This window comes from Jannaschia sp. L-14R (assembly GCF_056857695.1).
Window position 1 is genome coordinate 43043 of the sequence record NZ_JBSXNP010000007.1, and the last position, 24257, is coordinate 67299.

Annotated in this window: 22 protein-coding genes and 1 other RNA gene; 14 read left to right on the forward strand and 9 right to left on the reverse strand. The window is 62.9% G+C overall.

Going from position 1 to position 24257, the window contains the following annotated elements; all coding sequences use genetic code 11:
* Positions 1 to 3: 3 nt before the first annotated feature.
* The 3 genes from AC13C2_RS01885 to AC13C2_RS01895 form a co-directional block, all read right to left on the reverse strand.
* Complete coding sequence (locus AC13C2_RS01885) at positions 4 to 444, reverse strand: MmcB family DNA repair protein (RefSeq protein WP_482885767.1); 441 nt, start codon at positions 442 to 444, stop codon at positions 4 to 6.
* Positions 445 to 824: 380 nt separating this feature from the next.
* Positions 825 to 1580, reverse strand: a complete 756-nt coding sequence (locus AC13C2_RS01890; RefSeq protein WP_482885769.1) for an alpha/beta fold hydrolase — start codon at positions 1578 to 1580, stop codon at positions 825 to 827.
* Positions 1581 to 1601: 21 nt separating this feature from the next.
* A complete protein-coding gene (locus tag AC13C2_RS01895; RefSeq protein WP_474522614.1) occupies positions 1602 to 2195 on the reverse strand; it encodes a DsbA family protein in 594 nt (197 codons plus the stop codon).
* Between the two features lie 83 nt (positions 2196 to 2278).
* Here AC13C2_RS01895 and AC13C2_RS01900 point away from each other — a divergent pair, with 83 nt between their 5' ends.
* The 10 genes from AC13C2_RS01900 (at position 2279) to AC13C2_RS01945 (ending at position 9666) form a co-directional block, all read left to right on the forward strand.
* On the forward strand, positions 2279 to 3307 hold the full coding sequence (locus AC13C2_RS01900) for a ribose-phosphate pyrophosphokinase (protein ID WP_424337909.1): 1029 nt from the start codon (positions 2279 to 2281) through the stop codon (positions 3305 to 3307).
* 48 nt (positions 3308 to 3355) lie between these two features.
* On the forward strand, positions 3356 to 4465 hold the full coding sequence (locus AC13C2_RS01905; RefSeq protein WP_482885770.1) for a THUMP domain-containing class I SAM-dependent RNA methyltransferase: 1110 nt from the start codon (positions 3356 to 3358) through the stop codon (positions 4463 to 4465).
* A gap of 92 nt (positions 4466 to 4557) precedes the next feature.
* Positions 4558 to 4845: an Asp-tRNA(Asn)/Glu-tRNA(Gln) amidotransferase subunit GatC gene (gatC, locus tag AC13C2_RS01910; protein ID WP_339645013.1), complete on the forward strand. Its 288-nt coding sequence runs from the start codon at positions 4558 to 4560 to the stop codon at positions 4843 to 4845.
* Positions 4842 to 6329, forward strand: coding sequence for an Asp-tRNA(Asn)/Glu-tRNA(Gln) amidotransferase subunit GatA (gatA, locus tag AC13C2_RS01915; RefSeq protein ID WP_482885771.1), 1488 nt, complete (start codon positions 4842 to 4844; stop codon positions 6327 to 6329). Before gatC ends, gatA begins: the two co-directional genes overlap by 4 nt.
* Before the next feature lie 28 nt (positions 6330 to 6357).
* Positions 6358 to 7113 carry a hypothetical protein gene (locus AC13C2_RS01920; RefSeq protein ID WP_482885772.1) on the forward strand — a complete coding sequence of 252 codons (756 nt, stop codon included), beginning with the start codon at positions 6358 to 6360 and terminating at the stop codon, positions 7111 to 7113.
* Between the two features lie 11 nt (positions 7114 to 7124).
* Positions 7125 to 7784, forward strand: a complete 660-nt coding sequence (locus AC13C2_RS01925; RefSeq protein ID WP_482885881.1) for an N-acetylmuramoyl-L-alanine amidase — start codon at positions 7125 to 7127, stop codon at positions 7782 to 7784.
* 103 nt (positions 7785 to 7887) lie between these two features.
* An RNA gene (gene rnpB / locus AC13C2_RS01930) (RNase P RNA component class A) lies at positions 7888 to 8282 on the forward strand.
* 148 nt (positions 8283 to 8430) lie between these two features.
* Positions 8431 to 8823, forward strand: a complete 393-nt coding sequence (locus AC13C2_RS01935; protein ID WP_482885773.1) for a hypothetical protein — start codon at positions 8431 to 8433, stop codon at positions 8821 to 8823.
* 87 nt (positions 8824 to 8910) lie between these two features.
* A complete protein-coding gene (rpmG, locus tag AC13C2_RS01940) occupies positions 8911 to 9078 on the forward strand; it encodes a 50S ribosomal protein L33 (RefSeq protein ID WP_028958297.1) in 168 nt (55 codons plus the stop codon).
* A gap of 87 nt (positions 9079 to 9165) precedes the next feature.
* Entirely contained in the window at positions 9166 to 9666 is a 501-nt protein-coding gene (locus AC13C2_RS01945) for a GNAT family N-acetyltransferase (protein ID WP_482885774.1), read from the forward strand.
* Here AC13C2_RS01945 and AC13C2_RS01950 read toward each other — a convergent pair.
* The 4 genes from AC13C2_RS01950 to AC13C2_RS01965 all read right to left on the reverse strand — a co-directional run bounded on the left by AC13C2_RS01950 (position 9663) and on the right by AC13C2_RS01965 (position 14766).
* On the reverse strand, positions 9663 to 10823 hold the full coding sequence (locus AC13C2_RS01950) for a DUF1501 domain-containing protein (protein WP_482885775.1): 1161 nt from the start codon (positions 10821 to 10823) through the stop codon (positions 9663 to 9665). The genes AC13C2_RS01945 and AC13C2_RS01950 overlap by 4 nt on opposite strands.
* Before the next feature lie 5 nt (positions 10824 to 10828).
* Entirely contained in the window at positions 10829 to 12175 is a 1347-nt protein-coding gene (locus AC13C2_RS01955; protein ID WP_482885776.1) for a DUF1800 domain-containing protein, read from the reverse strand.
* A gap of 67 nt (positions 12176 to 12242) precedes the next feature.
* Positions 12243 to 14015, reverse strand: a complete 1773-nt coding sequence (gene aspS, locus AC13C2_RS01960; protein ID WP_482885777.1) for an aspartate--tRNA ligase — start codon at positions 14013 to 14015, stop codon at positions 12243 to 12245.
* A 67-nt stretch (positions 14016 to 14082) separates the two neighbouring features.
* Positions 14083 to 14766, reverse strand: a complete 684-nt coding sequence (locus AC13C2_RS01965) for an HAD-IA family hydrolase (protein ID WP_175495788.1) — start codon at positions 14764 to 14766, stop codon at positions 14083 to 14085.
* 178 nt (positions 14767 to 14944) lie between these two features.
* Between AC13C2_RS01965 and AC13C2_RS01970 the strand changes: the two genes are divergently transcribed.
* Positions 14945 to 16150 carry a class I SAM-dependent methyltransferase gene (locus AC13C2_RS01970; RefSeq protein ID WP_482885778.1) on the forward strand — a complete coding sequence of 402 codons (1206 nt, stop codon included), beginning with the start codon at positions 14945 to 14947 and terminating at the stop codon, positions 16148 to 16150.
* A 242-nt stretch (positions 16151 to 16392) separates the two neighbouring features.
* Positions 16393 to 19728 carry a carbamoyl-phosphate synthase large subunit gene (gene carB / locus AC13C2_RS01975; protein ID WP_482885779.1) on the forward strand — a complete coding sequence of 1112 codons (3336 nt, stop codon included), beginning with the start codon at positions 16393 to 16395 and terminating at the stop codon, positions 19726 to 19728.
* A gap of 70 nt (positions 19729 to 19798) precedes the next feature.
* On the opposite strand, the gene AC13C2_RS01980 is transcribed toward carB, so the two are convergent.
* Positions 19799 to 21328: a PLAT/LH2 domain-containing protein gene (locus tag AC13C2_RS01980; protein WP_482885780.1), complete on the reverse strand. Its 1530-nt coding sequence runs from the start codon at positions 21326 to 21328 to the stop codon at positions 19799 to 19801.
* A gap of 379 nt (positions 21329 to 21707) precedes the next feature.
* Complete coding sequence (locus AC13C2_RS01985) at positions 21708 to 22133, reverse strand: BrnA antitoxin family protein (protein ID WP_482885781.1); 426 nt, start codon at positions 22131 to 22133, stop codon at positions 21708 to 21710.
* 333 nt (positions 22134 to 22466) lie between these two features.
* Here AC13C2_RS01985 and AC13C2_RS01990 point away from each other — a divergent pair, with 333 nt between their 5' ends.
* A complete protein-coding gene (locus tag AC13C2_RS01990; protein ID WP_175495787.1) occupies positions 22467 to 23024 on the forward strand; it encodes a DUF2726 domain-containing protein in 558 nt (185 codons plus the stop codon).
* Positions 23025 to 23126: 102 nt separating this feature from the next.
* Entirely contained in the window at positions 23127 to 24254 is a 1128-nt protein-coding gene (locus tag AC13C2_RS01995; RefSeq protein ID WP_339646938.1) for a beta-ketoacyl-ACP synthase III, read from the forward strand.
* Positions 24255 to 24257: the final 3 nt, after the last annotated feature.

Here is a 24257-nt window from a genome sequence, read left to right on the forward strand (position 1 = left end):
TTTTCATAGCAGCCCCATTGGGTCACGCAGCGCCTGCATCCGCAGCGCCGCGCAACGTGCGAACCGGAACGTAAGGGCGCGGCGGCGGGCCGAAGCCAGGGGCGTCGCGTCGGGCATGCGGACGACTTCGGCCCCGAAGGAATCGGCGATGATCAGGCCTGTGTCGTGCGGCAGGAGATCGACCGGAAACTCGGGATCCACGGCCCAGAAATACCGATCCGACCATTCCAGATAGCCCGACCATTTCGCATCGGCCGTAAAATCGGCGCGGCTGGATTTACACTCGACAATCCAGAATTCGCCCTTCGGTCCCAGGGCCATGACGTCCAGCCGCTTGCCGCGTTCGGGCGAAAACTCCTCCAGGCAGGTGAAATCGAGATCGCGCAGATGTCGGCATACACCGCGGGCCAGCAACTGACCGGGTTGGAGGATCTCGGGCGTCATCAGGCGACATGTGAATGAAAGGTGAACAAAAGTCCAGCTAAGCCATCGCGGGGCATTGCCCTTGCCCGCACACCAGCGCAAGCCTATCTGATAGATACGGTGCTTCTGTGCTTCCCGTCATCCGGACATAATTCCAGTGGCCTTAAGCAATTCCGAGGGAGCTGGCTCTGTCGCGGTCCTGGCTGCGTTACCCGGCGCCCACCTGTATATACAGGTCCTCGGGAATACATGTTCGACGGTTGCCATGGTTCACCACAGGGTCGATCCCGAAAGGGGTCGGCCCGACCAGCCACAAAGGCAGCCACCGCAGGCGGATGCCCGTCAGGCCCGACGATTCCAGAACTCCGACAGCAGAGTCGAAGAACCGGGCTGCGTCCATCCTACTCCGCGTCGTCCATTGCTTCCGCATCTCTCCAGAAATCCCGCACTACCTGTGCCAAATCGCCCGTGTCGGTAAGGGGTATCATGTGACCCCTGCCCGTTCGGGCCTGTCTCGCCTGTGGCATGTGTCGCTGTAGGCCATCGCAAATCGACCGGACGATATCGGGCGGATTGTGGCGCGCCACGATCAGGGTCGGTGGCCTGCCCGCCGGAAGCCGGTTCAATACGTCGTGGATGTCTTCGGTAATACTGGGTGCCATCGCGGGAATCAGGGGGATCCGGTCGATGACGTAAGCGCGCTGCAGATCGCTCAGATCATCGAAATCTGTGCCGTCGCCCCAGACCTCCATGAACATGCGCGCGGCTTTCACATGGTCGCCCCGCGCCATAGCCACATCGAATCTCGTCATCTCCAGCCAATGGTCCTCCAGCTCCGCGGCATCGGCGGCCGCGAACTTCACAGGCTCGATCAGGACGAGACTTCGCACCCGCTCGGGGTGATCTGCCAGAAGACGCAGGGCAAGGCAGCCGCCGAAACTGTGACCCAGCACGTCGAACCGCCCGTTGGGCGCAGCCTCCATAGCAAGGTCAAGAGCTTGCGTCTGAAAGTCCTGAAGTTCGTCCCAGCCCCCTGACGTGCCGTGACCTGGCAGATCCGGACAGTGAAACAGGACCTCTGGCAAAACGTCCCTCAGCGCCTCGAAAACCGCACCTGACGCCAGACTGCAATGCAGGCCCAGCACGTTACGAGTCAAGATGATGGCCTCCCACTATGGTCAAACCGCAGCAAGATAGGCGTCCAGATCATCGATCCGATCCTGTCCCCAGAACGGTTCCTCTCCCACGATGAAGAACGGCGCGCCGAAGGCCCCGGCCTTGACAGCATCTTCGAGGTTTCGAGCATAGGTCTCGGCCCCCTGCATCATGTCGTGATCGACCAGCGTACGGTCGAAGCCGGCGGCGGCAAGACAATCGCCGATCACCTCGTCCTGGGCGATATCCTTTTCCTCGGCCCAGCAGGCGCGCGTCAGTCCTGCCACCAGGTCGGCCACATCGCCCGAGCCGTCACGGACAGCGGCGATGATCGCATAGGAGGAAGGTGCAGCGTTGGTCGGCCAGTGCGCAGGTTGCAGATTGATCGGCATCTCCAGTTTGGCCGCCGCACGCCGCATTTCCGTCAGACGATAGGCTTTGCGGTTTTCATGGCGATCCTTGGGCGGCGTGCCCCCGGTGCGCCCGAACAGTCCCATGATGTCCAGTGGTTTATAGTTCAGCGAAGCCCCGTGCTTGGCCGCCACCTGGGCCGGGCGGGTGCCGGACAGATAGGTGAAAGGTGAAATCGTCGAGAAGTAGTAGTCGATCTGCATCAGGCCGTTCTCCAATGGTTGGAAGAACGGCTAGCCCGGTGCTAACCCCTGCGCAACGTGCTCCGGACGATTCGAGAGGAATGTCGATGCCAAGCCCTGATCCGAAGATCATCTCCGGCAACGCCAACAGGCCATTGGCCCAGGCGATCTCGCGGCGCATGTCGCTGCACAGGGGGATCAAGACGGGGTTGGTCGACGCACGGGTCGAACGCTTCAACGACCAGGAAATCTTCGTCGAAGTCTACGAAAACGTGCGCGGCGAAGATATGTTCATCATCCAGTCCACGTCGAACCCCGCTAACGACAACCTGATGGAATTGCTGATCATATCTGACGCACTGCGCCGATCGTCTGCATCGCGCATCACTGCTGTGATCCCGTATTTCGGCTATGCCAGGCAGGACCGCCGGACCAAGGCCCGCACCCCGATCAGCGCCAAGCTTGTCGCCAACCTGATTGCCAACTCCGGTATCGAACGGGTCCTGACGATGGACCTCCATGCCGCGCAGATTCAGGGTTTTTTCGATATTCCGGTCGATAACCTTTATGCTTCCCCGATCTTCGCGCTCGACATAATGCACCACTTCAAGGGCCAGATGGACGACGTGATGATCGTCTCGCCCGATGTCGGCGGCGTGGCCCGCGCGCGCGAATTGGCGCAACGGATCAACGCACCGCTGTCGATCGTGGACAAACGACGGGAAAAGGCGGGCGAAGTCTCGGAAATGACGGTCATCGGCGACGTGTCGGGCAAGAAGGTCATCATCGTCGACGACATCTGCGACACGGCCGGAACACTGTGCAAGGCGGCGGACGTTCTGATCGATGCAGGCGCGACGGAGGTTCACTCCTATATCACTCACGGTGTGCTCTCGGGTCCTGCGGTCGAGCGAATTACAAACTCGAAGATGAAATCGCTGGTCATCACCGATTCCATCGAACCCACGCAGGCCATCAAGGACTGCAAGAACATCCGTATCGTGCCGACCGCCCCGATGCTCACGCAGGCGATCCTGAACATCTGGAACGGCACGTCCGTATCCTCGCTGTTCGACACCGCAACGCTGGAGCCGATCTACGAACCGCTCTATCCCGGCCTGGCCATCGACGGCTGACAGGCGATCTGCGGTTCCGCAGGGCCGGTGGCTCGGCTAGGGACATACATGAGCTTTGAAATTTTCCTGATGGCCGCACCGGGCCTCGAAGCCGTGTTGGCGGACGAAGCGCGGGCGGCGGGATTCGAAGGCCTGACCACCCTGCCCGGCGGCGTGACGTTCACAGGCGACTGGCCTGACGTCTGGCGCGCCAACCTGACATTGCGCGGCACGGGTCGCGTATTGGCCCGCATCGGCGAATTCCGGGCTTTTCATCTGGCGCAACTGGATAAGCGGGCACGCAAGTTTCCATGGGGCAACGTGTTACGTGCCGATGTGCCGGTGCGGGTCGAGGTGGCGACCAACCGCAAATCCAAGATCTATCACGCCGGGGCCGCGCAGCAGCGGATCGAGACGGCGCTCATCGAAGAACTTGGTGTCAAAATCGCAGCGGACGCTCCGGTCACGGTCAAGGCGCGGATTGATGACAACCTGGTCGTTCTCAGCGTCGATACCTCTGGCGAGGGGCTTCACAAGCGTGGCCACAAGGTCGCAGTCGGCAAGGCACCCTTGCGGGAAACCATGGCCGCGATGTTTCTGAAGCAGAGCGGGTTTTCGGGCCAGGAACCAGTGTTGGACCCGATGTGCGGTTCGGGAACTTTCGTGATCGAAGCCGCCGAAATCGCGGCAGGCCTGTTGCCGGGACGGTCAAGAGACTTCGCATTTCAAAAACTTGCGACTTTCGACGCGCAAGCATGGTCCAGCATGTCTGGCGTAGCGTCCAGTCCGAAACCGACCGCTCTGCGTTTCCACGGATCGGACCGCGACGCGGGCGCGTTCACTGCCGCGCGGGCAAACGCGGAACGGGCGGGGGTGGGCGAACTAGTCGACTTCAGGAAGTGCCCTATCAGCGACATCCAGCCGCCCGAGGGACCTGCGGGACTGGTAATCGTGAACCCGCCGTATGGCATACGGATCGGAAACAAGAAGCCTTTGTATGGATTGCACGGTGCATTGGGTGCATCTCTCAAATCGCGGTTCCGCGGCTGGCGGGTCGCTATCGTCACATCGGAGGCGTCGTTGGCGCAAGCCACGGGTCTGCCGTTCGAGTCACCAGGACCGCAGGTCGCGCACGGCGGGCTACGTGTAACGCTGTTCCAGACGAAACCACTGCCATAATCGTTGGAAAGGCCCGCTCTGCGAACGCAGCCCATATTGAACCCCGACGCGCCCGACGCTAGACCGCCCTCGAACATTCCCCCGGAGGTCCCATGTCCATCGACAAGGAAACCGCGCGCCGCGTGGCCAAGTTGGCCCGCATTGCTGTCCCTGACGACCACCTCGACGCACTGGCGGGCGAATTCAACGCCATTCTGGGCTTCATTGAGCAGTTGCAGCAAGTCGATGTCGACGGCGTGGAACCGATGGTATCCGTCACACCGATGAGGCTCAAGCGGCGCGCCGATATCGTGACTGAAGGCAACCAGCCCAAGGCCGTACTTGCCAATGCGCCCGACGCTCGCGAGGGCTTCTTCTCCGTGCCGAAAGTCGTCGAATGACCGATCTGACACAGCTGACCATTTCCACCGCCCGCGATGCCCTGCGCGTCGGCGACATCAGTGCCATCGACCTGACCGAAGCGCATCTGACCGCCATCGAAAGCGCCGGTGCCCTGAACGCCTTCGTCCACCACACCCCCGAGATTGCGCGCAAACAGGCCGCCGACGCCGATGCGCGGATCAAGGCCGGGGACGCGCCCGCAATGTGCGGCATTCCGATCGGGGTGAAGGATCTGTTCTGCACCAAGGGCGTGGCATCCCAGGCCGGATCGCACATTCTGGAAGGTTTCAAGCCGGAGTACGAATCCACCATCACGACGCAATTGTTCGACGCGGGGTCGATCATGCTGGGCAAGCTGAACATGGACGAATTCGCCATGGGCAGCTCGAACGAGACCTCGACCTACGGCAATGCCGTGAACCCCTGGAAGGCCGGAAACTCCGACGCGGAACTGACGCCCGGCGGATCCTCGGGCGGGTCCGCCGCCGCCGTCGCCGCGCATCTGTGCCTGGGCGCGCTCGGCACCGATACCGGAGGGTCGATCCGGCAACCCGCGGCCTTCACCGGCACCGTCGGCATCAAGCCGACCTACGGTCGTTGTTCCCGTTGGGGCGTCGTCGCCTTCGCCAGCAGTCTGGACCAGGCCGGGCCGATGACCCGCAGCGTGCGTGACTGCGCGATCATGCTGGAAGCCATGGCCGGGCACGACCCGAAGGACAGCACCTCTGCTGACTTGGCCGTGCCCGATTTCGAGGCGATGCTGACCGGCGACATCAAGGGCCAGACCATCGGCATTCCGCGCGAATACCGCATGGACGGCATGCCCGAGGAAATCGAAACGCTTTGGAGCCAAGGCACCCAGATGCTGCGGGATGCCGGTGCGATCATCCGTGACATCAGCCTGCCGCATACCGAATACGCCCTGCCCGCCTATTACGTCATCGCCCCGGCCGAGGCGTCGTCAAATCTGGCGCGCTACGATGGCGTGCGCTTCGGCCACCGTGCCGACATAGGCCCCGGCGACGGCATCACCGAGATGTACGAAAAGACCCGCGCCGAGGGCTTCGGGCCGGAGGTGCAGCGCCGCGTCATGATCGGCACCTATGTCCTGTCGGCGGGTTTCTACGATGCCTACTATAACCGGGCCCGCAAGGTTCGCGCCCTGATCAAACGCGACTTCGAGACGGTCTTCGCCGATGGCATCGACGCCATCCTGACGCCCGCCACGCCCTCGTCTGCGTTCGAACTGGGGTCGATGACCGACGCCGATCCGATCCAGATGTATCTCAACGACATTTTTACCGTGACGGTAAATCTGGCCGGTCTGCCCGGCATTGCCGTGCCGACGGGACAGGATCGCAGAGGCCTGCCGATGGGCCTGCAACTCATCGGACGGCCCTGGGAAGAAGGGGCCCTGCTGAATGTCGCACAATGCCTCGAAGACCGTGCCGGATTCGTGGCGCAGCCCGCCAAGTGGTGGTAGGGATCGCAAAACAAACGTCGGGGCAGACATGCGGACGATCAGGATCATTGTTGGCCTAGCGGCCGCGACACTTGTTACAGCGTGCGAACCGCCCCTGCCCGAAAGCGGCGCGCGCGGCGTAGGCTTCGATACGCCCGAACAGGCTGCGCAGCGGCGCGACGCACAGTTGAGCGGGCAAGCCCCGTTGAGACCGCAGGCCTCGGTCCTCCCGCCCGCGCCCGGCACCGCGGTCGCCTCCGCCGCCCCGTCCGAAGCCGAAGACCTGGCCAGCCAGACCCGCGTGGCCCTTGGTCGACCGGCGGCAACGACATCCCCGACGACATCCCCCGCGCAGCTGCCGCAAACGATCACGACGGCATCGACCGATCTCAACCTTGACCGTGATAATCCGTCGATCAGCCGTGAACAGGATTTCAATGCCGTCACCGCACAGCGTGACATGGCCGCCGACGCCGAACGCCTGCGCGCCGCGCGCCAGCGATATCAGCTGGTCACACCGACCGAGTTGCAACGCCCCGACTCGACCGGGCCGAACATCTTCGCCTACGCCCTCGGCCCGTCGCGGCCCGTCGGCACGAGCGGAGCCTATCGTCGCGGATTTCGCGCCTCGGAACGGGCCGCGGCCGTGAAATGTCAAAACTACCGCAGCGACGACATCGCCCAGGAAGATTTCCTTGCCGCCGGTGGACCGGACCGCGACAAACTCGGCCTCGACCCCGATGGCGACGGCAACGCCTGCGCCTGGGATCCGCAGGTCGTGCGGGACCTCGTCCAGAGCCAGTGAGCCCGCTTATCATTCGCGACTGCCCCAGCCCGAACCACGGTCCCCGCAAGGGGGGTGTGGCGGCACCTGACCTCATATTGATCCATTATACGGCAATGCAGGGCGGCCCAAATCCGGCGATCAAGCGCCTGTGCGATCCTGAAACCGAGGTCTCCTGCCACTACGTCATCGGAGAAAGCGGCGATATCACCCGGCTCGTCCCCGACGACCGGCGGGCATGGCATGCAGGTGCGGGTCAGTGGGGCGGATCGGACGACGTGAACTCCCGCTCGCTGGGCATTGAGTTGTCAAACGACGGTCACTCCCCGTTTCCCGCCCCGCAAATGGACGCTCTCGAAGCCCTCCTGCACGACCGGATGGCGCGACACGGCATCCCGCCCCAGGGCGTTATCGGTCATTCTGACTGCGCCCCCGGCCGCAAGATCGATCCTGGCAAGCGGTTCGACTGGCAACGTCTTGCCCGCCGCGGTTTTGCCGTCTGGCCCAGGTCAGTGCCCGCCGACCCCGAAGCTTTCCGCGGCCACGCCCGCACCTTCGGCTATACATCCTCCGTCGATGACGAAACGCTGCTGGCCGCCTTCCGCCTGCGATTCCGACCCGGCGCGCAGGGTCCCCTCGACGCGATTGATGCGGGACTGGCCGCGGATCTCGCCCGCCGCTTTCCGGCCTGATCCGCTTCTATTTCCGAATATTTGTGTTCGAGTCATCGCCTATCTTTCCAGTGCGGCCATTTTCGTTGACGCGGCTCGCGCTGCCGCATACTCCGCCCCTTGTGCGGGGGGCCGGACGGCCGCCTGCGGGGGGAAACCCTTGCGGGAGGAAAGTCCGGACTCCACAAAGCGACGGTGCCGGGTAACGCCCGGGCGGGGTAACCCGACGGATAGCGCCACAGAGAACAGACCGCCTTCGCGACATTGCTCTGCAATGGACGGGGGTCAGGGTGAAACGGTGGGGTAAGAGCCCACCGGGGGGGCGGCAACGTTCCCCGCATGGCAAGCCCCACCGGGAGCAATGCCAAATAGGGACCCCGCGCCTTCGGGCATCGGTGCTTTGCCGAAGGGGTCCGGGTTGGCAGCTGGAGGCCGCGAAGCGATTCGCGGTCCAGAGGAATGGTCGTCGAACCGGAGCGATCCGGGGAACAGAATCCGGCTTACAGGCTCCCCGCACATCCTGTTTTGACCCGATATCGGCGACATTAAGCCGACGCTCTCAAGATTATTAACGAATCCGCATCATCGGACTTGCCACACGGTCAGTGTCGGCTCTTCCTGTTAAGGGATCGGGGTATGAAGGAAGTCGGGATTTGCGATGGAACAGATGGAACAGACGCCTCTGCCATCCTTGTCCGGGCCGGATGCCCTTTCTGACGCTGCGCTCGATTTGCTCGAATCCCGAAAATCACGACGTGGATTGATCCATTGCGATGGTCGTATCGCCGTGTTTGGCGCGGCTTTGCTCGGCGATCTCGGTTTTGACGACAAGGACGATCTGAACGGGTTGGCCTTTGCGAGTTTCTGGCACCCGTCCGAGCGTCCTGCCGTGATGGCTGCCCTGCGCCGCGTCCATATCGAAGGTGTGGTCGTTCTGAAACTGGACCTCAGCTATGCACAGAAGCGGAATGACACGCGTCAGGTCCGGATGAAACTGGCCCCGGAAGGCGATCTGATTGTCGTCGATCTGGACCGCGAACCGGCATCCGCTTCGGGTTGACACCCCACGTCCAGCGGCTAGAAGGCAGCTTCCGGATTAAGCGGCGGCCCGACCACGCGGCCCCGACCCGTTGCAGGAGACACCCAGATGGCGAAGCCAACCACGATCAAGATCCGGCTGAATTCCTCGGCCGGCACCGGCCACTTCTACGTGACGAAGAAGAATGCCCGTACCATGACCGAGAAGATGTCGGTGCGGAAGTATGACCCCGTTGCGCGGAAACACGTCGAATATAAAGAAGGCAAAATCAAGTAAGGGCTTCTTAACCTTATTTGCGAGAATGTGAGAGAGGTCGTGCGGTTATCCGCACGGCCTCTCTTTGTTTTGCAATGGAGGTTGCTTGTGACCCTTACCCTGACCCTCAGGCCTGCCGACCCGTCGGATCGTCTGGCGGTGGATGCGCTGCTGTCGCGTGTCTATCCGAAGATGCTGGCGCGGGACTATCCTGCCGCCACTCTGCGCGCCGCGCATCCGCTGATTGCGAAGTCCAATCCGGACCTTCTGGCCAGTGGCACCTATCACCTGATCGAGGAAAACGGCGAGGTGATCTGCGTCGGTGGCTGGTCGCGCGGCTATCCGACGGCAATTCAGGAGGATGCGGTCGGACATGTGCGCCATGTGGCCACCGACCCGCGCCATCTGCGTCGGGGCCATGCCGCACACCTGATGAAACACGTTCTCGCCGAGGCACGGGCAACCCGCCTGGATCGGTTGGAGTGCCTGTCGACAACGACGGCGCAGTCTTTTTATGCCGGGCTGGGCTTCATGCCGGTGCAGAACATCGACGCCGACATCGGCGGCGGTGTGTCCTTCCCGGTCGTGAAGATGCAATTGCCACTCTAGGCCAGAACGCCGGGGTCCGGGCCAAGGTCGAGTCCCGGAAAAACCACCGATGCCAGCGCGGACCGATCGGTTCCGAACAATCCGTGCAGCGCCCAGGCCAGATAGGCCCGCACATCCCGCGTCGGCATCAGGTCGCGCCGGTCCAGAAGCTGCGCCTCGGCCAGACCGGGCCAATCGCCCCAGACCTGTCCGCCCTTCAGCGCGCCGCCCGCCAGAATCATCGTCCCGCCCGTGCCGTGATCGGTGCCTTGCGTGCCGTTCTGGAAGGCCGTGCGCCCGAATTCGGTGACAGCGACGATCATCGTGCGATCCCATTCCGGGCCCAGATCCGCCTTCAGCCGCAGCACGCCTTCGCTCAGCGCCGTCAGCCCCCGCGTGACTTGCCGCGCCTGCCCCCGATGACTGTCCCATCCGCCAAGGCTCAGCGCCGCGATCCGTGCGTCCTGCCGCAATTGCGCGGCGGCAAAGGCGAACAGAGCATCCGTTCCGCGCCCTTCGGTGTTTCCCGTCGCCCGCGCCAGCCCCAGCGCAGCCGTCGCCGTTTCGCGAAACAGCGCGTCGTCCTGATAAATGTGCAGCAACAGGTCCGCCGTCGCCGGGGCCATGTCCAGCCGCGCATCCGGTGCCCAACTGGAATGCGCCGCCGGGCCGCGCAGGATCAGCATCTCGTCCCGGCCCACGGCAAAGGCCGTCCGTCCCTGTGCCCCCGGCATCAGCGGCAGCAGACGGTTCAGCCAGCCCTCACGCCCCGCCAGCGGTGGAACATCGCCCGCCGTCCCCGCCTCCAGCACGTCCTGCGCGTCGAAATGGCTGCGATTGCCCCGATAGGGGGTGCTGACCGCCTGCGCGAACCCAAGGTGCCCGTCCCGCCACAAGGGCAGCAGCGGTGCCATCGCCGGATGCAGCGCGTGAAATCCGGTCAGGTCCACGGCCCCTGCCCCCGGCCCGATATCGAACCCCGGTCGCATCCGCTCCAAATCGGGGTCGCCATAAGGTTGCAGCGCGTCCATCCCGTCCATCGCACCACGCAGGATTATCACGACCAGCCGGTTGTCCGACGGCAATGCGGCAAAGGCCATCGGCGTGGCCAGCGGGAACGCCGCCGCCGAACAGCCCAGCAAAGACAGCATCCGGCGACGTGTCAGATCATCGGGCATCGCACTCATCTCCGCTGAAACTCCGGCGACGACAGAACCAGTTCTATGCCCGCAATCCGATCTTCGGCTGCTTGTGCCGCGAAAACCGTGCGCGGCCCGGCCAGAGGTCCCAGCGCCTGCACCACGAATGCACGCGGGTCCGGCACCGGGTTCAAAAGGCCCGCCAACCCCATCGTCCATTCCAGACGCGCCGCCAGCGCCTGCGGGGTGATCCACGCCTCCGCTTCCTCGGGCCAGCCGTCAGGCCCGGCAGGGCGCAGCCAGGGCTGACCCATGGCAGTCAGCGGTTCGGTCAGGCGCTTGCGGGTCTGGCGCGTCGTCTGGTCCGGCAGCGCGGACCCCGCCCCCGTCGCGCGCAATGCCGCCGCCATCATGTCCAGCGGTCGGCGCACCTTGCGCAATTCCGGCACCCAGGCGGCCGGGTGCTCCAGCATCGCGCCATAGACAGCCATCAGGTTTCCCTTGGTCGCCAGCCATGTAGCAGCCATCGCCTCCACCAGATCGCCCGGCGGCACATCCGCCACGAAATGCGCGGCCAGCTTGCCCGACAGATGCCGCGCCGTCGCCGGATGCACCGCCAGATCGCGCAGAACGGCGGTGATATCGTGCCGGTTAGGGCGATCGCCACCGTAACTGCGGCCCAGCACGGTTTCGGCCCCCGGCTCAGCCATGTTCGGAGTAAAGCGTGCCTGCCCGGCCTTGTCGAAATCAAGACCCGTCAGAAGCTCCGCCAACTCCCGCACGTCGGTTTGCGTATAGTCGGCCCCGACGCCCAGCGTATGCAGTTCCAGCACTTCGCGGGCGAGGTTTTCGTTCAGCCCGCCGCCCCGCCGCCCGCGCGGCGAATTCGGCCCCATCGACTTGTTCTGATCCAGATAGGACACCATCGCCGGATGTGTCACCGCCGACGTCAGCAGCGTGGCGAAATCGCCCGTCAGATAGGGTCGGATCGCCTCGTCATGGTATGATCCGACATTGCGCCGCAACGCGCCACGCCCCTCGGTCACGGCGAAATGCCCGGCCCAGAACCAGTGCAGGCGTTCGCGCATCCCGTCGCGCGTCATCGCGGCCCGCGACAGCGTCTGCCGCAAATCGTGGTGATAGCCATCGTTCAACGCGCGGTCGGCGACGCGATACGCTTCGTTCGCCGCATCGCTGTCGCGGCGCGCCCGGCGCAGCCGCCCGTGGTCGCGGATGGCGATGGCCCGTGTCGTCCAGGATTCAATCGGAAAGGCCGCCCGCATCTCGTCCGCTCCGCCCAGGCGCGACAACAGTGCGTTGGCCCCGGTCGGAGAGGGCAAGTCGGGCGACAACCCGGTTCCAAAGCGAATGGCGGCCAGTGTGGGGATCATGACGGCAAGATAGGCGCGCGGCTTCCCCTTGCACAGGGGGGCCGCCGCGCCTGTGTTCCAGCCTGCGTCAGTCCTTCGGGACGACCCGCAGGCCCAGCTCCATCAACTGACCGGCCACCGGCTCGGACGGGGCACCCATCATCAGGTCTTCGGCCCGCTGGTTCATCGGGAACAGGATGACCTCGCGAATGTTCGCCTCGTCCGCCAGCAACATCACGATCCGGTCGATGCCTGCCGCACAGCCACCGTGGGGTGGCGCGCCATAGCGGAATGCCTTGACCATGCCGCCGAACCGCTTTTCCACCTCGTCCTTGCCGTATCCAGCCAGTTCGAACGCCTTGAACATGATCTCCGGGCGGTGGTTCCGGATCGCGCCGGAAATCAACTCATATCCGTTGCAGGCCAGATCATACTGATATCCCAGCACGTCCTCCGGCTTGCCTTCCAGCGCCTCCATTCCGCCTTGGGGCATGGAGAACGGGTTGTGGCTGAAGTCCAGCTTGCCGTCGTCGTCGCGCTCGTACATCGGGAAGTCGACGATCCACGCAAAGGCGAAGCGGTCTTCGTCGATCAGACCCAGTTCCTCGCCGATAACGGTGCGCGCTCGCCCCGCAACGGCTTCGAAGTCGGAGGCCTTGCCGCCGAGGAAGAACGCGGCGTCGCCGACGCCGAGGCCAAGCTGCTGGCGGATCGCCTCGGTCCGCTCGGGCCCGATGTTCTTGGCCAACGGACCCGCGGCTTCCAAGCCGTCGCCCTGATCACGCCAGAAAATATACCCCATCCCCGGCAAACCCTGCTCCTGCGCGAACTTGTTCATCCGGTCGCAGAACTTGCGCGACCCGCCGGTCGGCGCGGGAATGGCGCGGATTTCGGTACCCTCTTTCTCCAGCAAAGACGCGAAGATCGCGAAGCCCGAACCTTTGAAATGCCCGGACACGTCCTGCATCTCGATCGGGTTGCGCAGGTCCGGCTTGTCGGTGCCGTATTTCAGCGCCGCATCCTTGTAGGAAATCAGCGGCCAGTCGGCATCGACCTTGCGACCGCCCCCGAACTCCTCGAACAGCCCGCCGACCACGGGCTGAATCGTATCGAAAACATCCTGTTGCGAGACGAAGCTCATCTCCATGTCCAACTGATAGAAGTCGGTGGGCGAGCGGTCGGCACGGGGGTCCTCGTCGCGGAAACAGGGCGCGATCTGGAAGTATTTGTCGAACCCCGACACCATCAGAAGCTGCTTGAACTGCTGCGGTGCCTGCGGCAGGGCATAAACCTTGCCCGGATGCAGGCGCGACGGCACGATAAAGTCCCGCGCGCCCTCCGGCGACGAGGCCGTGATGATCGGCGTCTGAAATTCGTGAAAACCCTTTTCCCACATACGGTTACGGATCGATCTTACCACATTTGAACGCAGGATCATGTTCTTCTGCATCTGTTCGCGACGCAGGTCGAGGAAGCGATACTTCAGCCGCGTCTCCTCGGGGTATTCCTGATCGCCGAACACCATCAGCGGCAATTCGTCCGCCGCGCCCAGCACTTCCATATCGCGCACGAAAACCTCGATCTCGCCCGTCGGTATCTTGGGGTTCACCAGTTCCGCGTCGCGCGCCTTCACCGTGCCATCGATGCGGATGCACCATTCGGCACGCACTTTTTCCATCTGCGCGAACACCGGGCTGTCGGGGTCACACAAGACCTGCGTCATCCCGTAATGGTCGCGCAGATCTATGAACAGGATGCCGCCGTGGTCGCGAATACGGTGGACCCAGCCCGACAAACGGACGGTTTCACCCACATCGTCCTTGGTCAGACCGGCACAGGTGTGGGTGCGAAAGGCATGCATGATCGGGTCTCCGGCAAGGGGTCGTCAGGGTTGGCCCTATCGACACGGCCCCTTGCCGGGTGTCAACCTACTCGGCAGCGATGACACTGGCCCGGCTGCTTCGGTTCAGATGATCCCGGTCCAGCCGGTCGACGATCTCGACGCCTGCCGGAAAGGCCCGGCCCCGCGCCGCTTCGCCCGCGAAACCGATGGTCGCCAGCCCGGCATCGACGGCGGCCTGCGCGCTTTCGGGCGTGTCTTCGATCACCAGAACATGGTGCGGCAACAGGCCCAGATCATCCATCGCCGCGTAGTAGAGGTCGGGCGCAGGTTTTCCCCGCGCCGCACGTGTCCGGTCACCGACCCAGTCGAAGTCATCGCGCGAAATCGGCAACGCTGCCAGTAACCCATCTACCTGTGCAGCGTCCGTGCCGGTGACCAAAGCCAGCAACAGACCCCGTGCCTGGACCGCGTTGATCAGGTCGCCGACGCCGGGACGCAGATCGACCCCCTCGCGGGCCAGCAGCATGGCGAAATACATCTGTTTCGCGGCGTGGACGGCCGCGGCATCCACCCGGTCGCCCGCCTGTTCGGCATAGGTCCGGATGCGGGTCTTCCCGCCCGGCTCACGCAGCATCCGGGCATAGCTTTCGCGATCCCAGACCCAATCCAGGTCAGCGGCGGCAAAGGCCATATTATAGGCACGGCGTTGCAGTTCACTGGTCTCGGCAAGTGTGCCGATGGCTCCGAAAAAGACAGCTTGCAAGGTCATATCTAAGCTCCTCCCGTGTGAAATCGAATGTTCCGCGTCCCAACCTCGGCGCGAAGGTTCCGTTCCCACTCTCCCGCCGACAATATGCACTGAATTGTCATGCTCTTGCTCCTGCGCGACAGATTTCGTTCTCTGCGGCAAAGACCCGCCCATGGGTCCACCAAAAAGGACTGCTGATATGTGGCAATCAATAGTACTGACGATGCTCAAGCGACTGTCCCGTAAGGGGCAACTTACCGCGATCATGCCGGACGGCACACGCCACGTATTCGGTTCGGGCAACAATGGCCCCTCGATCACGTTGAAGCTGACCGACGAATCACGCCTGCGCGATCTGGTGCGCAACCCTGAACTGGCCATGGGCGAAGCCTATATGGACGGCACCCTCACTGTCGAGGAAGGCACTCTGCGCGAGATGTTCACCCTGTTCGCAATCAATGGCGGGCGGTCGATCATGCCGCCGCTCATCGCCGCCGGATACCGTGCCCGCTTTGCCATCCGACGCGTCATGCAGGCCAACGACCCGCGCAAATCCCGCACCAACGTAGCGCACCATTACGATCTGGGCGACGATTTCTACGCCCTTTTCCTGGATGACGACCGACAGTATTCCTGCGCCTATTTTCGTGAACCCGAAATGACACTGGAACAGGCGCAGCAAGCCAAAAAGGACCATATCGCCGCCAAGCTGCGAATTGAACCGGGGATGCGCGTTCTCGATATCGGCTGTGGCTGGGGCGGCATGGCCCTGACGCTGGCCCGCGATTATGGCGCGCATGTCACCGGGGTCACCCTGTCCGAGAATCAGCACGCCACGGCTACGGCCCGCGCCAAGGAAGCCGGGCTGACCGATCAGATCGACTTCCGCTTGCAGGATTACCGCAACCTCTCGGGCCGCTATGATCGGATCGTCTCCGTGGGCATGCTGGAACACGTCGGCGTTCCGCAATACGCGACCTATTTCAACAAGGTGGACGACCTGCTGACTGATGATGGCGTGGCGCTGATCCATTCCATCGGGCGCTGTGGTCCGCCGACGACGACGTCGGGATGGCTGGCGAAATACATCTTTCCGGGCGGCTACACACCGTCCCTGTCCGAACTCCTGCCGCCAATCGAGGCGACACGACTTTGGCAGGGGGATATCGAGGTCTGGCGCGGCCATTATGCCGAAACCCTGCGCCACTGGCAGGACCGGTTCGAAGCCAATATCGACACCGTACGTGCCATGTACGATGACCGCTTCATCCGCATGTGGCGCTATTACCTCGTCGCCGCCGAGGTCAGCTTCGACGCCTACAGCCACGTCGTCTATCAAATCCAGCTGGCGAAGCGGCGCGAAACCGTGCCCAACACCCGCGACTATCTCTATACCGACCGATGATCCGTAAACCTTCCCTCCCCTGACACCGTCCCTCAAGATCCTGTGCCCAAGCTTGGGCCGTGTCGCTGGCGCACAGGCAGGGGGCGTGACGGTTTCCAGCGCATGACATCGTCGGCTCAACCGTATGTGCGTTTGTCCTCCGTATGGCTGCGACTGGCTCGCCAGATCGCACCGGGCACCCTTGCCCTCCGCGAGTCCTCCCCCTAAACCCCGGCGAGTTTGCCAGACATCGAGGGAAGACCATGCCCAAACGGACCGACATCAAGTCGATCATGATCATCGGCGCGGGCCCTATCGTGATCGGTCAGGCCTGTGAGTTCGACTATTCCGGCGCACAGGCCTGCAAGGCCCTGCGCGAAGAGGGCTATCGCGTCATCCTCGTCAACTCGAACCCGGCCACGATCATGACCGACCCCGGCATGGCCGATGCGACATATATCGAACCGATTACCCCGGATGTCGTCGCACGCATCATCGAACAGGAACGCCCCGACGCGCTGTTGCCGACGATGGGTGGCCAGACCGGGCTGAACACCGCATTGGCGCTGGACGACATGGGCGTCCTCGAGAAGTTTGGCGTGGAGTTGATCGGTGCCAGGCGCGCCGCCATCGAAATGGCCGAAGACCGCAAGCTGTTCCGCGAAGCGATGGAGCGGCTGGGTATCGAGAATCCAAAGGCCACCATCGTCTCTGCTCCCAAGCTCCCGAACGGCAAGTTCGACATCGCTGCCGGTTTGAAAGACGCTATCGAAGCCATCGAATTTGTTGGACTGCCCGCCATTATCCGCCCCGCATTTACGCTGGGTGGCACAGGCGGCGGCGTGGCCTACAACCGTGCCGATTACGAACGCATCTGTCGCACCGGGCTGGAAGCCTCGCCGATGGCGCAGATCCTCGTGGACGAAAGCCTGCTGGGTTGGAAAGAATTCGAGATGGAGGTCGTGCGCGATACCGCCGACAACGCCATCATCGTCTGCGCCATCGAAAACGTCGATCCGATGGGCGTGCATACCGGCGATTCCATCACCGTCGCCCCCGCGCTGACCCTGACGGACAAGGAATACCAGATCATGCGGACACACAGCATCAATGTGCTGCGTGAAATCGGCGTCGAAACCGGCGGCTCCAACGTCCAATGGGCCGTGAACCCCGCCGACGGGCGTATGGTCGTGATCGAGATGAACCCCCGCGTGTCGCGCTCCTCGGCACTGGCGTCCAAGGCGACGGGCTTCCCGATTGCCAAGATCGCCGCCAAGCTGGCCGTCGGCTACACGCTCGACGAACTGGACAACGATATCACGAAAGTGACACCCGCGTCGTTCGAGCCGACAATAGATTATGTCGTCACCAAGATCCCAAGGTTCGCTTTTGAAAAGTTTCCCGGTGCCGAACCCCTGCTGACCACCGCGATGAAATCCGTGGGCGAGGCGATGGCCATCGGTCGCACCTTCCACGAGTCGATGCAGAAGGCGCTTGCCTCGATGGAAACCGGGTTGACCGGATTTGACGAGATCGAGCTTTCCACCGACCCCGCCGCCATCAAGGCCGCCCTCGGACGTCAGACGCCGGATCGCATCCGCGTCATCGCCCAGGCCATGCGCCACGGGCTCTCGGACGATGAGATCAATGCCGTCACCAGGTTCGACCCGTGGTTCCTGGCCCGCATCAGGGAAATCATGGACCTGGAGGCCGAAGTTAAGGCCAATGGTCTGCCTGTCACCGAAGACGGCCTGCGCCGTCTCAAGACCTACGGTTTTACCGACGCCCGCCTCGCCAAACTCTCCGGGCGGACCGAAGACAACGTCCGCCGGGCGCGCCTGAACCTCGGCGTCGTGGCCCAGTTCAAACGCATCGACACCTGCGCCGCCGAGTTCGAGGCGCAGACCCCCTACATGTACTCGACCTATGAAACGCCTGTCATGGGCGAAGCGGAATGCGAATCCCGCCCCACGGATGCCAAGAAGGTCGTCATTCTCGGCGGTGGCCCCAACCGCATCGGTCAGGGCATCGAATTCGACTACTGCTGCTGCCACGCCTGTTTCGCGCTCTCCGATCAGGGCTACGAAACCATCATGATCAACTGCAACCCCGAGACCGTCAGCACCGACTACGACACCTCCGACCGCCTGTACTTCGAACCCCTGACCTTCGAACACGTCATGGAAATCCTGCGGGTCGAACAGGAAAACGGCACCCTCCACGGCGTCATCGTTCAGTTCGGCGGCCAGACACCGCTCAAGATCGCCGCTGCCCTGCACGACGCGGGCATTCCGATTCTCGGCACCTCTCCGGACGCCATCGACCTGGCCGAAGACCGCGAACGGTTCAGCGCGCTGGTCACCCAGCTCGGCCTGAAACAACCCAGGAACGCCATCGCCCACAGTGACGCCGAGGCCCGCCTCGTGGCCGAAGACCTTGGCTATCCGCTGGTGATCCGCCCGTCCTACGTCCTCGGGGGCCGCGCCATGGAAATCGTTCGCGACACCGCGCAGCTCGAACGCTACATCCGCGACGCGGTCGTCGTTTCCGGCGACAGCCCCGTCCTGCTCGACAGCTATCTTTCCGGTGCGATCGAAGTCGACGTCGACGCCCTGTCCGACGGCGAAAACGTCCATGTCGCCGGCATCATGCAGCATATCGAGGAGGCGGGCGTCCACTCCGGCGACTCCGCCTGCTGCCTGCCCCCGCATACCCTCTCGACCGACACGATCAACACGATCCGCGACCAGACCGTCGCGCTGGCCCGTGCGCTCCGTGTCGTCGGCCTGATGAACGTCCAGTTCGCCGTGAAGGACGACCCCGAGACCGGGCCGGAGATCTATCTGATCGAGGTCAACCCCCGCGCCTCGCGCACCGTGCCCTTCGTCGCCAAGGCGGTGGACTCCGCCATCGCCAGCATCGCCAGTCGCCTCATGGCCGGAGAGCCGCTGTCGAATTTCCCGCTGCGCGACCCCTACCCCGCCGACGCCACCATCGACCACGTGCCGATGGGCGATGTCATGTCGCTGGCCCATCCCGACACACCGTGGTTCTCGGTCAAGGAAGCTGTGCTGCCCTTCGCCCGCTTCCCCGGCGTCGACACCCTGCTGGGGCCGGAAATGCGCTCCACCGGCGAAGTCATGGGCTGGGACCGCAGCTTCGCGCGTGCCTTTCTCAAGGCGCAGATGGGTGCGGGCGTCGAACTGCCGCATTCGGGCACCGTCTTCCTGTCGATCAAACCCTCCGACAAGACCGCGCAACTGATCGAAACCGCGTCGATCCTTACCGACATGGGCTTCTCGATCCTCGCCACCTCCGGCACCGCCGAATACCTGGCCCGCCACGGCATCGACTCGCGCCACGTCAACAAGGCCTACGAGGGCGGCCGCACCATCGTCGACGTCATGAAGGACGGAGAAGTCGCGCTGGTCATGAACACCACCGAAGGCGCGCAGGCGGTCGAGGACAGCCGCTCCATGCGCAACGTCGCCCTGATGGACCGCATCCCGTATTACACGACCCTGGCGGGGTCACACGCGGCGGCCTTGGCGATGCGCGCGCGGGCGGAAGGGGACGTGGAGGTTCGGACGTTGCAGTAGAGACGCAGCCAAACCGCGCCACCTCTCGCCATGCCGGTGCCGACCCGCCAGCCCCGGTACGGCCTCGCATCTACTGGTTCGCGACGGGTCCGGTCACCGGCGCATTATTATTGTCGTTCTCGGTATCTGACGGGTCCACAGGGGGGAGCGGTTCGGGTGCCTCGTCTTGAAAGAACCGTGCCAGCAGCAACCGGACTTCGACATCTCCCGCACCGGAGATCGTGACAGGCGCGCCGATGCACCGAACGCCCTCCGGCAACCCCTCCAGCGGCAGACGTTGTGCGATCGCGTCGACAGAGAACTGCTCATTGATCGCATCTTCGATATTGTTCTCAAGCCAGAAGATCAGGAAATCTGCGTTCACCCTCAAATCACGCGCCGCGATCGCGTAACTGATCTGATCGCCCGCGTCGTTGCACGCCGCCGACACGTCGAGTTCGAGACTCGCTTCGATCTGCGCATCCGGCAGAAACGGCGCCTCGCCCACGATCCCGAAACCGATCCGATAGGTGTCCTCGTCTACCGTCTTCAAAGACACCCTGCTGTCTTGTCCCGAGGCCGGACTTTGCCAATGGGCGTCCTCTGTCGCGATGCTGTCACCGATGATCGCCTCGACCCGGCTGAGCATGTCGGCATGCAGAAGCCCCAGCAATTGGCTCGGAAGTTTGACGGTGGTCAGAGAACCTTCAGGCAGCGGATCGTCGTCCGTCTGCAAGGGCGTCGTCGTCCGCTCGCTCAGCAATGCCAAGACCCTCGGGTCGAACCGGCCCCATTGCGGGTGGTTTCGAAGGGACTCGAACGGAATGACAAGCCGTCCGTCGCTTGCGGCTCTGACCCAGAAACAGTCGTCCGGCAAATCCTCGAACGTCTGGTCGAAATACGTCAGTTCATTGACGATCAATTCTATCCTGCTGACGCACCAATCGTCAGACCCGGATTTTTCGACGAAAATCTGGGTGATATCGCTGATCCGGCGAAGGCTCCGCACGTTAAGGTCATAAGCAAAGTGGTCGCCCCGCTCGAAATCGTTTCGGCTGTAGTCGATCCAGGTCGAATTCCCCGTCGGGACGATAAGCGCGCGGTGTTGGAGCAGAACCTCGATATCGTCATCGGTTCCGGCATTCTCCAGATCGGCGGTGTGCAACTGCAATTGCACTCGAAAGATCGGTTGTGTCTGCGCTGCGTGGGTTACGGCACAGCGCACTGCCGATCTCTTTTCAGTCGTGTCATCGACAGCAAACGCGCGATAACAGTAGTGCCGTTCCGGTATCAGACCCTCATCGACGATCTCCGGAAAGCCCTCCTGCGGACCGGTCGATGCGACCTCCTGCCAGAGGTCTTCGCCGGGCCAGGTCCAGACCTGCCCGACATCCGCCCGCTCAATCCGGTATCCAGTCTCGACATCGGTGCGATCATGCCAGCGAACGGTAATCCGGGTGGCGCGACGGTCACGCAGGAAAACACCCCCCGGTGATTGCAAAGAGCCGGTCGGGTCGCCTCCAATTACTGTGCCACCATTATCGATTGAGTCGTTCTGAAATGCGGGCGAAATCGTTTCAGCTTCGCCTATGCTGCCAGCAGCAGCGACGACCAGGAACAATGAAAGAAAAAGAGAGGCTTGCATAAAAACACCCAATGGTAAGAAACACGAAGATCAACAGGTTGGAACGGAAAACCCTCGTTTCATGACCGGCTGCCCAGCAAAATTAACACATTTCAGGCCGCAAGTCTTAATTCGCTTTGGATCATGCCGGACATGCGTCACGACTTGCCCGATGACCGTTCGCGTGCCGCTCCCTGTCCAGAGTCATACTCCAGGCGTAAGGTCCGGCGCGCGATCGCACTCCGGACTACGTATCTTGCCATTCCGGAAACACCCAATCTTTAGCAACGACCGACTTCATTCCCACATCCGCCTTGATAGGACTGATGCTGCATCATCAAGCCCCACCACTCAGCCGCACCGAACCCTCACCCCCTCAAACCTCCCAATCCTCCGTGCCCGTCTCGTTCCGGGCGATCCGGCCCAGCCGCTCCATCTCCGCCAAGATCTCCTGGACCTGCGGCTTCTTCTTGCCCATCCAGTCCTCGCGGTAGCTGTCCAGCAGGTCCTCGCCTTCCAGCATCGCTGCCATGCGCGCGTACATGAACGATCGCAGCACGATATTCATGCGCGGGCCATAGCCCGGGCCCATAGACCGGAACAGCTTCAGCACGTCCTCGTCCAGCCACAGCGACACCCGCGTCTTGCGCTTCGTGCGGTTCTGCCAGACCTCGCGCCATTCGCGCGGCACCCGCCCCTCGCGCGTGGCGACATGGTGCAGGTCCCATTCAAATCGCTGCATCGCCGCGATCATCGCATTTGTCGCGTCGTGTTGCGTTCTGTTCGGTTTTCGATCCGCCATGGTTACGCCCCAATTCACCAGATTTCAGGTAAACCTGAGCCGGAACGGTTAATCGATTCCTAATGCCGCGGGGTATGACCGGGGTAATACCTTCATATGCACTGGCACCATACGTGGGATTTTCCGGAAACAGGCCGCGCGTCCGACGGGAACATGGCATAGGTCAGGCGGTGTTCGCGGCGACGGAAACAGAAGACAGGCTTGTATGGGATTGTCTCCGAAACCGTCTGGAGGGACACCGTAGTTTCACGATCCCGGCGAACGAAAGACATGACCGGCGGCAATGGTTTTCCCAGAGATAGCAGACACTCGAAAGGAAGACCGATGGAACCGATGAGCCTCTCCCTCATGGCACTTAGCGCTTCTAGCATGGCGATCCGCCGCGCCACGGCAACGCCCGAAATCACCCTGGAGTTTCCCGCCCACCGCATCGACGCGCAGCCCCGCGCTTCTGTCTTGTCGGCGCTCGCCGCGGGCCTTCGCAAGCGCAAGCTCTTCGCTCCGCGTCAGTCCGACATGCTGCACGCCCTCGCCCGGTTCGCCGCCAGCCAGGGGTTGCGGATCGACATGCAGGTATCCCTCGCGGGTCTTTTCGAAACCGGCGACGACGATCTGTCCCCTGTTGCCAGTGCCCTGCGTCAACGCCGGATCGACGTGGTCATTTCCGACATGGAGGGCATGCCCCTGTGCGGCGTCGAACTCCCGGCCGGTCGTGGTCCCGCCCACCGCGATGCCGTCCGCCGCCGGGCCTTCGCGGCGGCCGAACTGCCACTGCTGACGCTCTATGACGACAGTGGATGGCAAGCCTGTCATGCTGAACTGATGGACGTCCTTGGCGTCGATCTGGATGCGGCCGACGATGACTGTCCCGCAGAAGCCGCTTTGAACTGAGCCTTGGGGCGGAGCGGATCTGACGTAACGCTCCGCGCCTCATAGGCTTGACGACACCGGACCTGCCCGGCACATCTGACCGACCTCTGGGGGAGGCATCGGATGGCCAACACACCTAGCGTCGCAATCACCGGATCGGGCGTCTTTACCCCTTCGCAGGTAATCACTAACGACGAACTGGTGGTCGCATTCAACGTTTATGCAGACCGCGAAAATGACAGACGTGCCGATGGCATCGCGTCGGGCAACCGTGAAGCCATCCCTCGGTCCAGCGCCGAGTTCATCAAGTCCGCCAGCGGAATCGAACAGCGCTTCGTTCTCGACAAGGCGGGCGTGCTGGACCCCGACCGGATGTATCCCAAGCTGGCCGCGCGCGACGACGAAGCCCCGAGCCAGATGGCCGAAATGGCAGTTGCGGCCTGTACCGATGCGCTGGCGCAGGCGGGTATCCTGGCGGGCGAGATTGATGTCGTGATCTGCGCCGCCTCGAACCATGAACGCGCCTATCCCGCCATTGCCATCGAAATTCAGGACCTGATGGGCACGGGCGGGTTCGCCTTCGACATGAATGTCGCATGTTCATCGGCGACTTTCGGTATCCAGGCCGCGGCAGACATGATCCGCGCCGGGTCGATCCGCCGCGCCATCGTGGTCAACCCCGAGATATGTTCGGCCCACCTGGAGTGGCGCGACCGCGATTGCCACTTCATCTTTGGCGACGTCTGCACCGCCGTCGTGCTGGAGCGGGATGATCTGGCCACGGGCGATCGGTTCATCGTTGAAAGCACGCGCTGTGCGACGCAGTTTTCCAACAATATCCGCAACAACGACGGGTTCCTACGCCGTACGCGTGACGCAATGGAAGACCGTCGCGACATGCAGTTCATGCAAAACGGTCGCAAGGTATTCAAAGAAGTGCTGCCGCTGGTGGCAGGTCACATCGCCGATCACATGGCCGATGCAGGTTGGGTGGCGGACGACCTGAAACGGCTGTGGTTGCATCAGGCGAACAAGTCGATGAACGATTTCATCGGCAAGAAGGTTCTGGGCCGCGTGCCTGCGCCCGAAGAACAGCCGAACATTCTGCAGGATTATGCGAACACGTCGTCGGCCGGATCGATCATCGCTTTTTCACAATATTCGGCTGACATGGAATTGGGTGACAAGGGGCTGATCTGTTCATTCGGGGCCGGGTATTCCGTCGGGTCTGTTCTGCTTACGCGCGCCTGAAGG

Coding starts and splice junctions, on each gene's coding strand:
- AC13C2_RS01885 (WP_482885767.1), bottom strand. CDS start 444: ATGACGCCCGAGATCCTCCAACCCGGTCAGTTGCTGGCCCGCGGTGTA.
- AC13C2_RS01900 (WP_424337909.1), top strand. CDS start 2,279: ATGCCAAGCCCTGATCCGAAGATCATCTCCGGCAACGCCAACAGGCCA.
- AC13C2_RS01905 (WP_482885770.1), top strand. CDS start 3,356: ATGAGCTTTGAAATTTTCCTGATGGCCGCACCGGGCCTCGAAGCCGTG.
- gatC (WP_339645013.1), top strand. CDS start 4,558: ATGTCCATCGACAAGGAAACCGCGCGCCGCGTGGCCAAGTTGGCCCGC.
- gatA (WP_482885771.1), top strand. CDS start 4,842: ATGACCGATCTGACACAGCTGACCATTTCCACCGCCCGCGATGCCCTG.
- AC13C2_RS01920 (WP_482885772.1), top strand. CDS start 6,358: ATGCGGACGATCAGGATCATTGTTGGCCTAGCGGCCGCGACACTTGTT.
- AC13C2_RS01935 (WP_482885773.1), top strand. CDS start 8,431: ATGGAACAGACGCCTCTGCCATCCTTGTCCGGGCCGGATGCCCTTTCT.
- rpmG (WP_028958297.1), top strand. CDS start 8,911: ATGGCGAAGCCAACCACGATCAAGATCCGGCTGAATTCCTCGGCCGGC.
- AC13C2_RS01950 (WP_482885775.1), bottom strand. CDS start 10,823: ATGCCCGATGATCTGACACGTCGCCGGATGCTGTCTTTGCTGGGCTGT.
- AC13C2_RS01955 (WP_482885776.1), bottom strand. CDS start 12,175: ATGATCCCCACACTGGCCGCCATTCGCTTTGGAACCGGGTTGTCGCCC.
- aspS (WP_482885777.1), bottom strand. CDS start 14,015: ATGCATGCCTTTCGCACCCACACCTGTGCCGGTCTGACCAAGGACGAT.
- AC13C2_RS01965 (WP_175495788.1), bottom strand. CDS start 14,766: ATGACCTTGCAAGCTGTCTTTTTCGGAGCCATCGGCACACTTGCCGAG.
- AC13C2_RS01970 (WP_482885778.1), top strand. CDS start 14,945: ATGTGGCAATCAATAGTACTGACGATGCTCAAGCGACTGTCCCGTAAG.
- carB (WP_482885779.1), top strand. CDS start 16,393: ATGCCCAAACGGACCGACATCAAGTCGATCATGATCATCGGCGCGGGC.
- AC13C2_RS01985 (WP_482885781.1), bottom strand. CDS start 22,133: ATGGCGGATCGAAAACCGAACAGAACGCAACACGACGCGACAAATGCG.
- AC13C2_RS01990 (WP_175495787.1), top strand. CDS start 22,467: ATGAGCCTCTCCCTCATGGCACTTAGCGCTTCTAGCATGGCGATCCGC.
- AC13C2_RS01995 (WP_339646938.1), top strand. CDS start 23,127: ATGGCCAACACACCTAGCGTCGCAATCACCGGATCGGGCGTCTTTACC.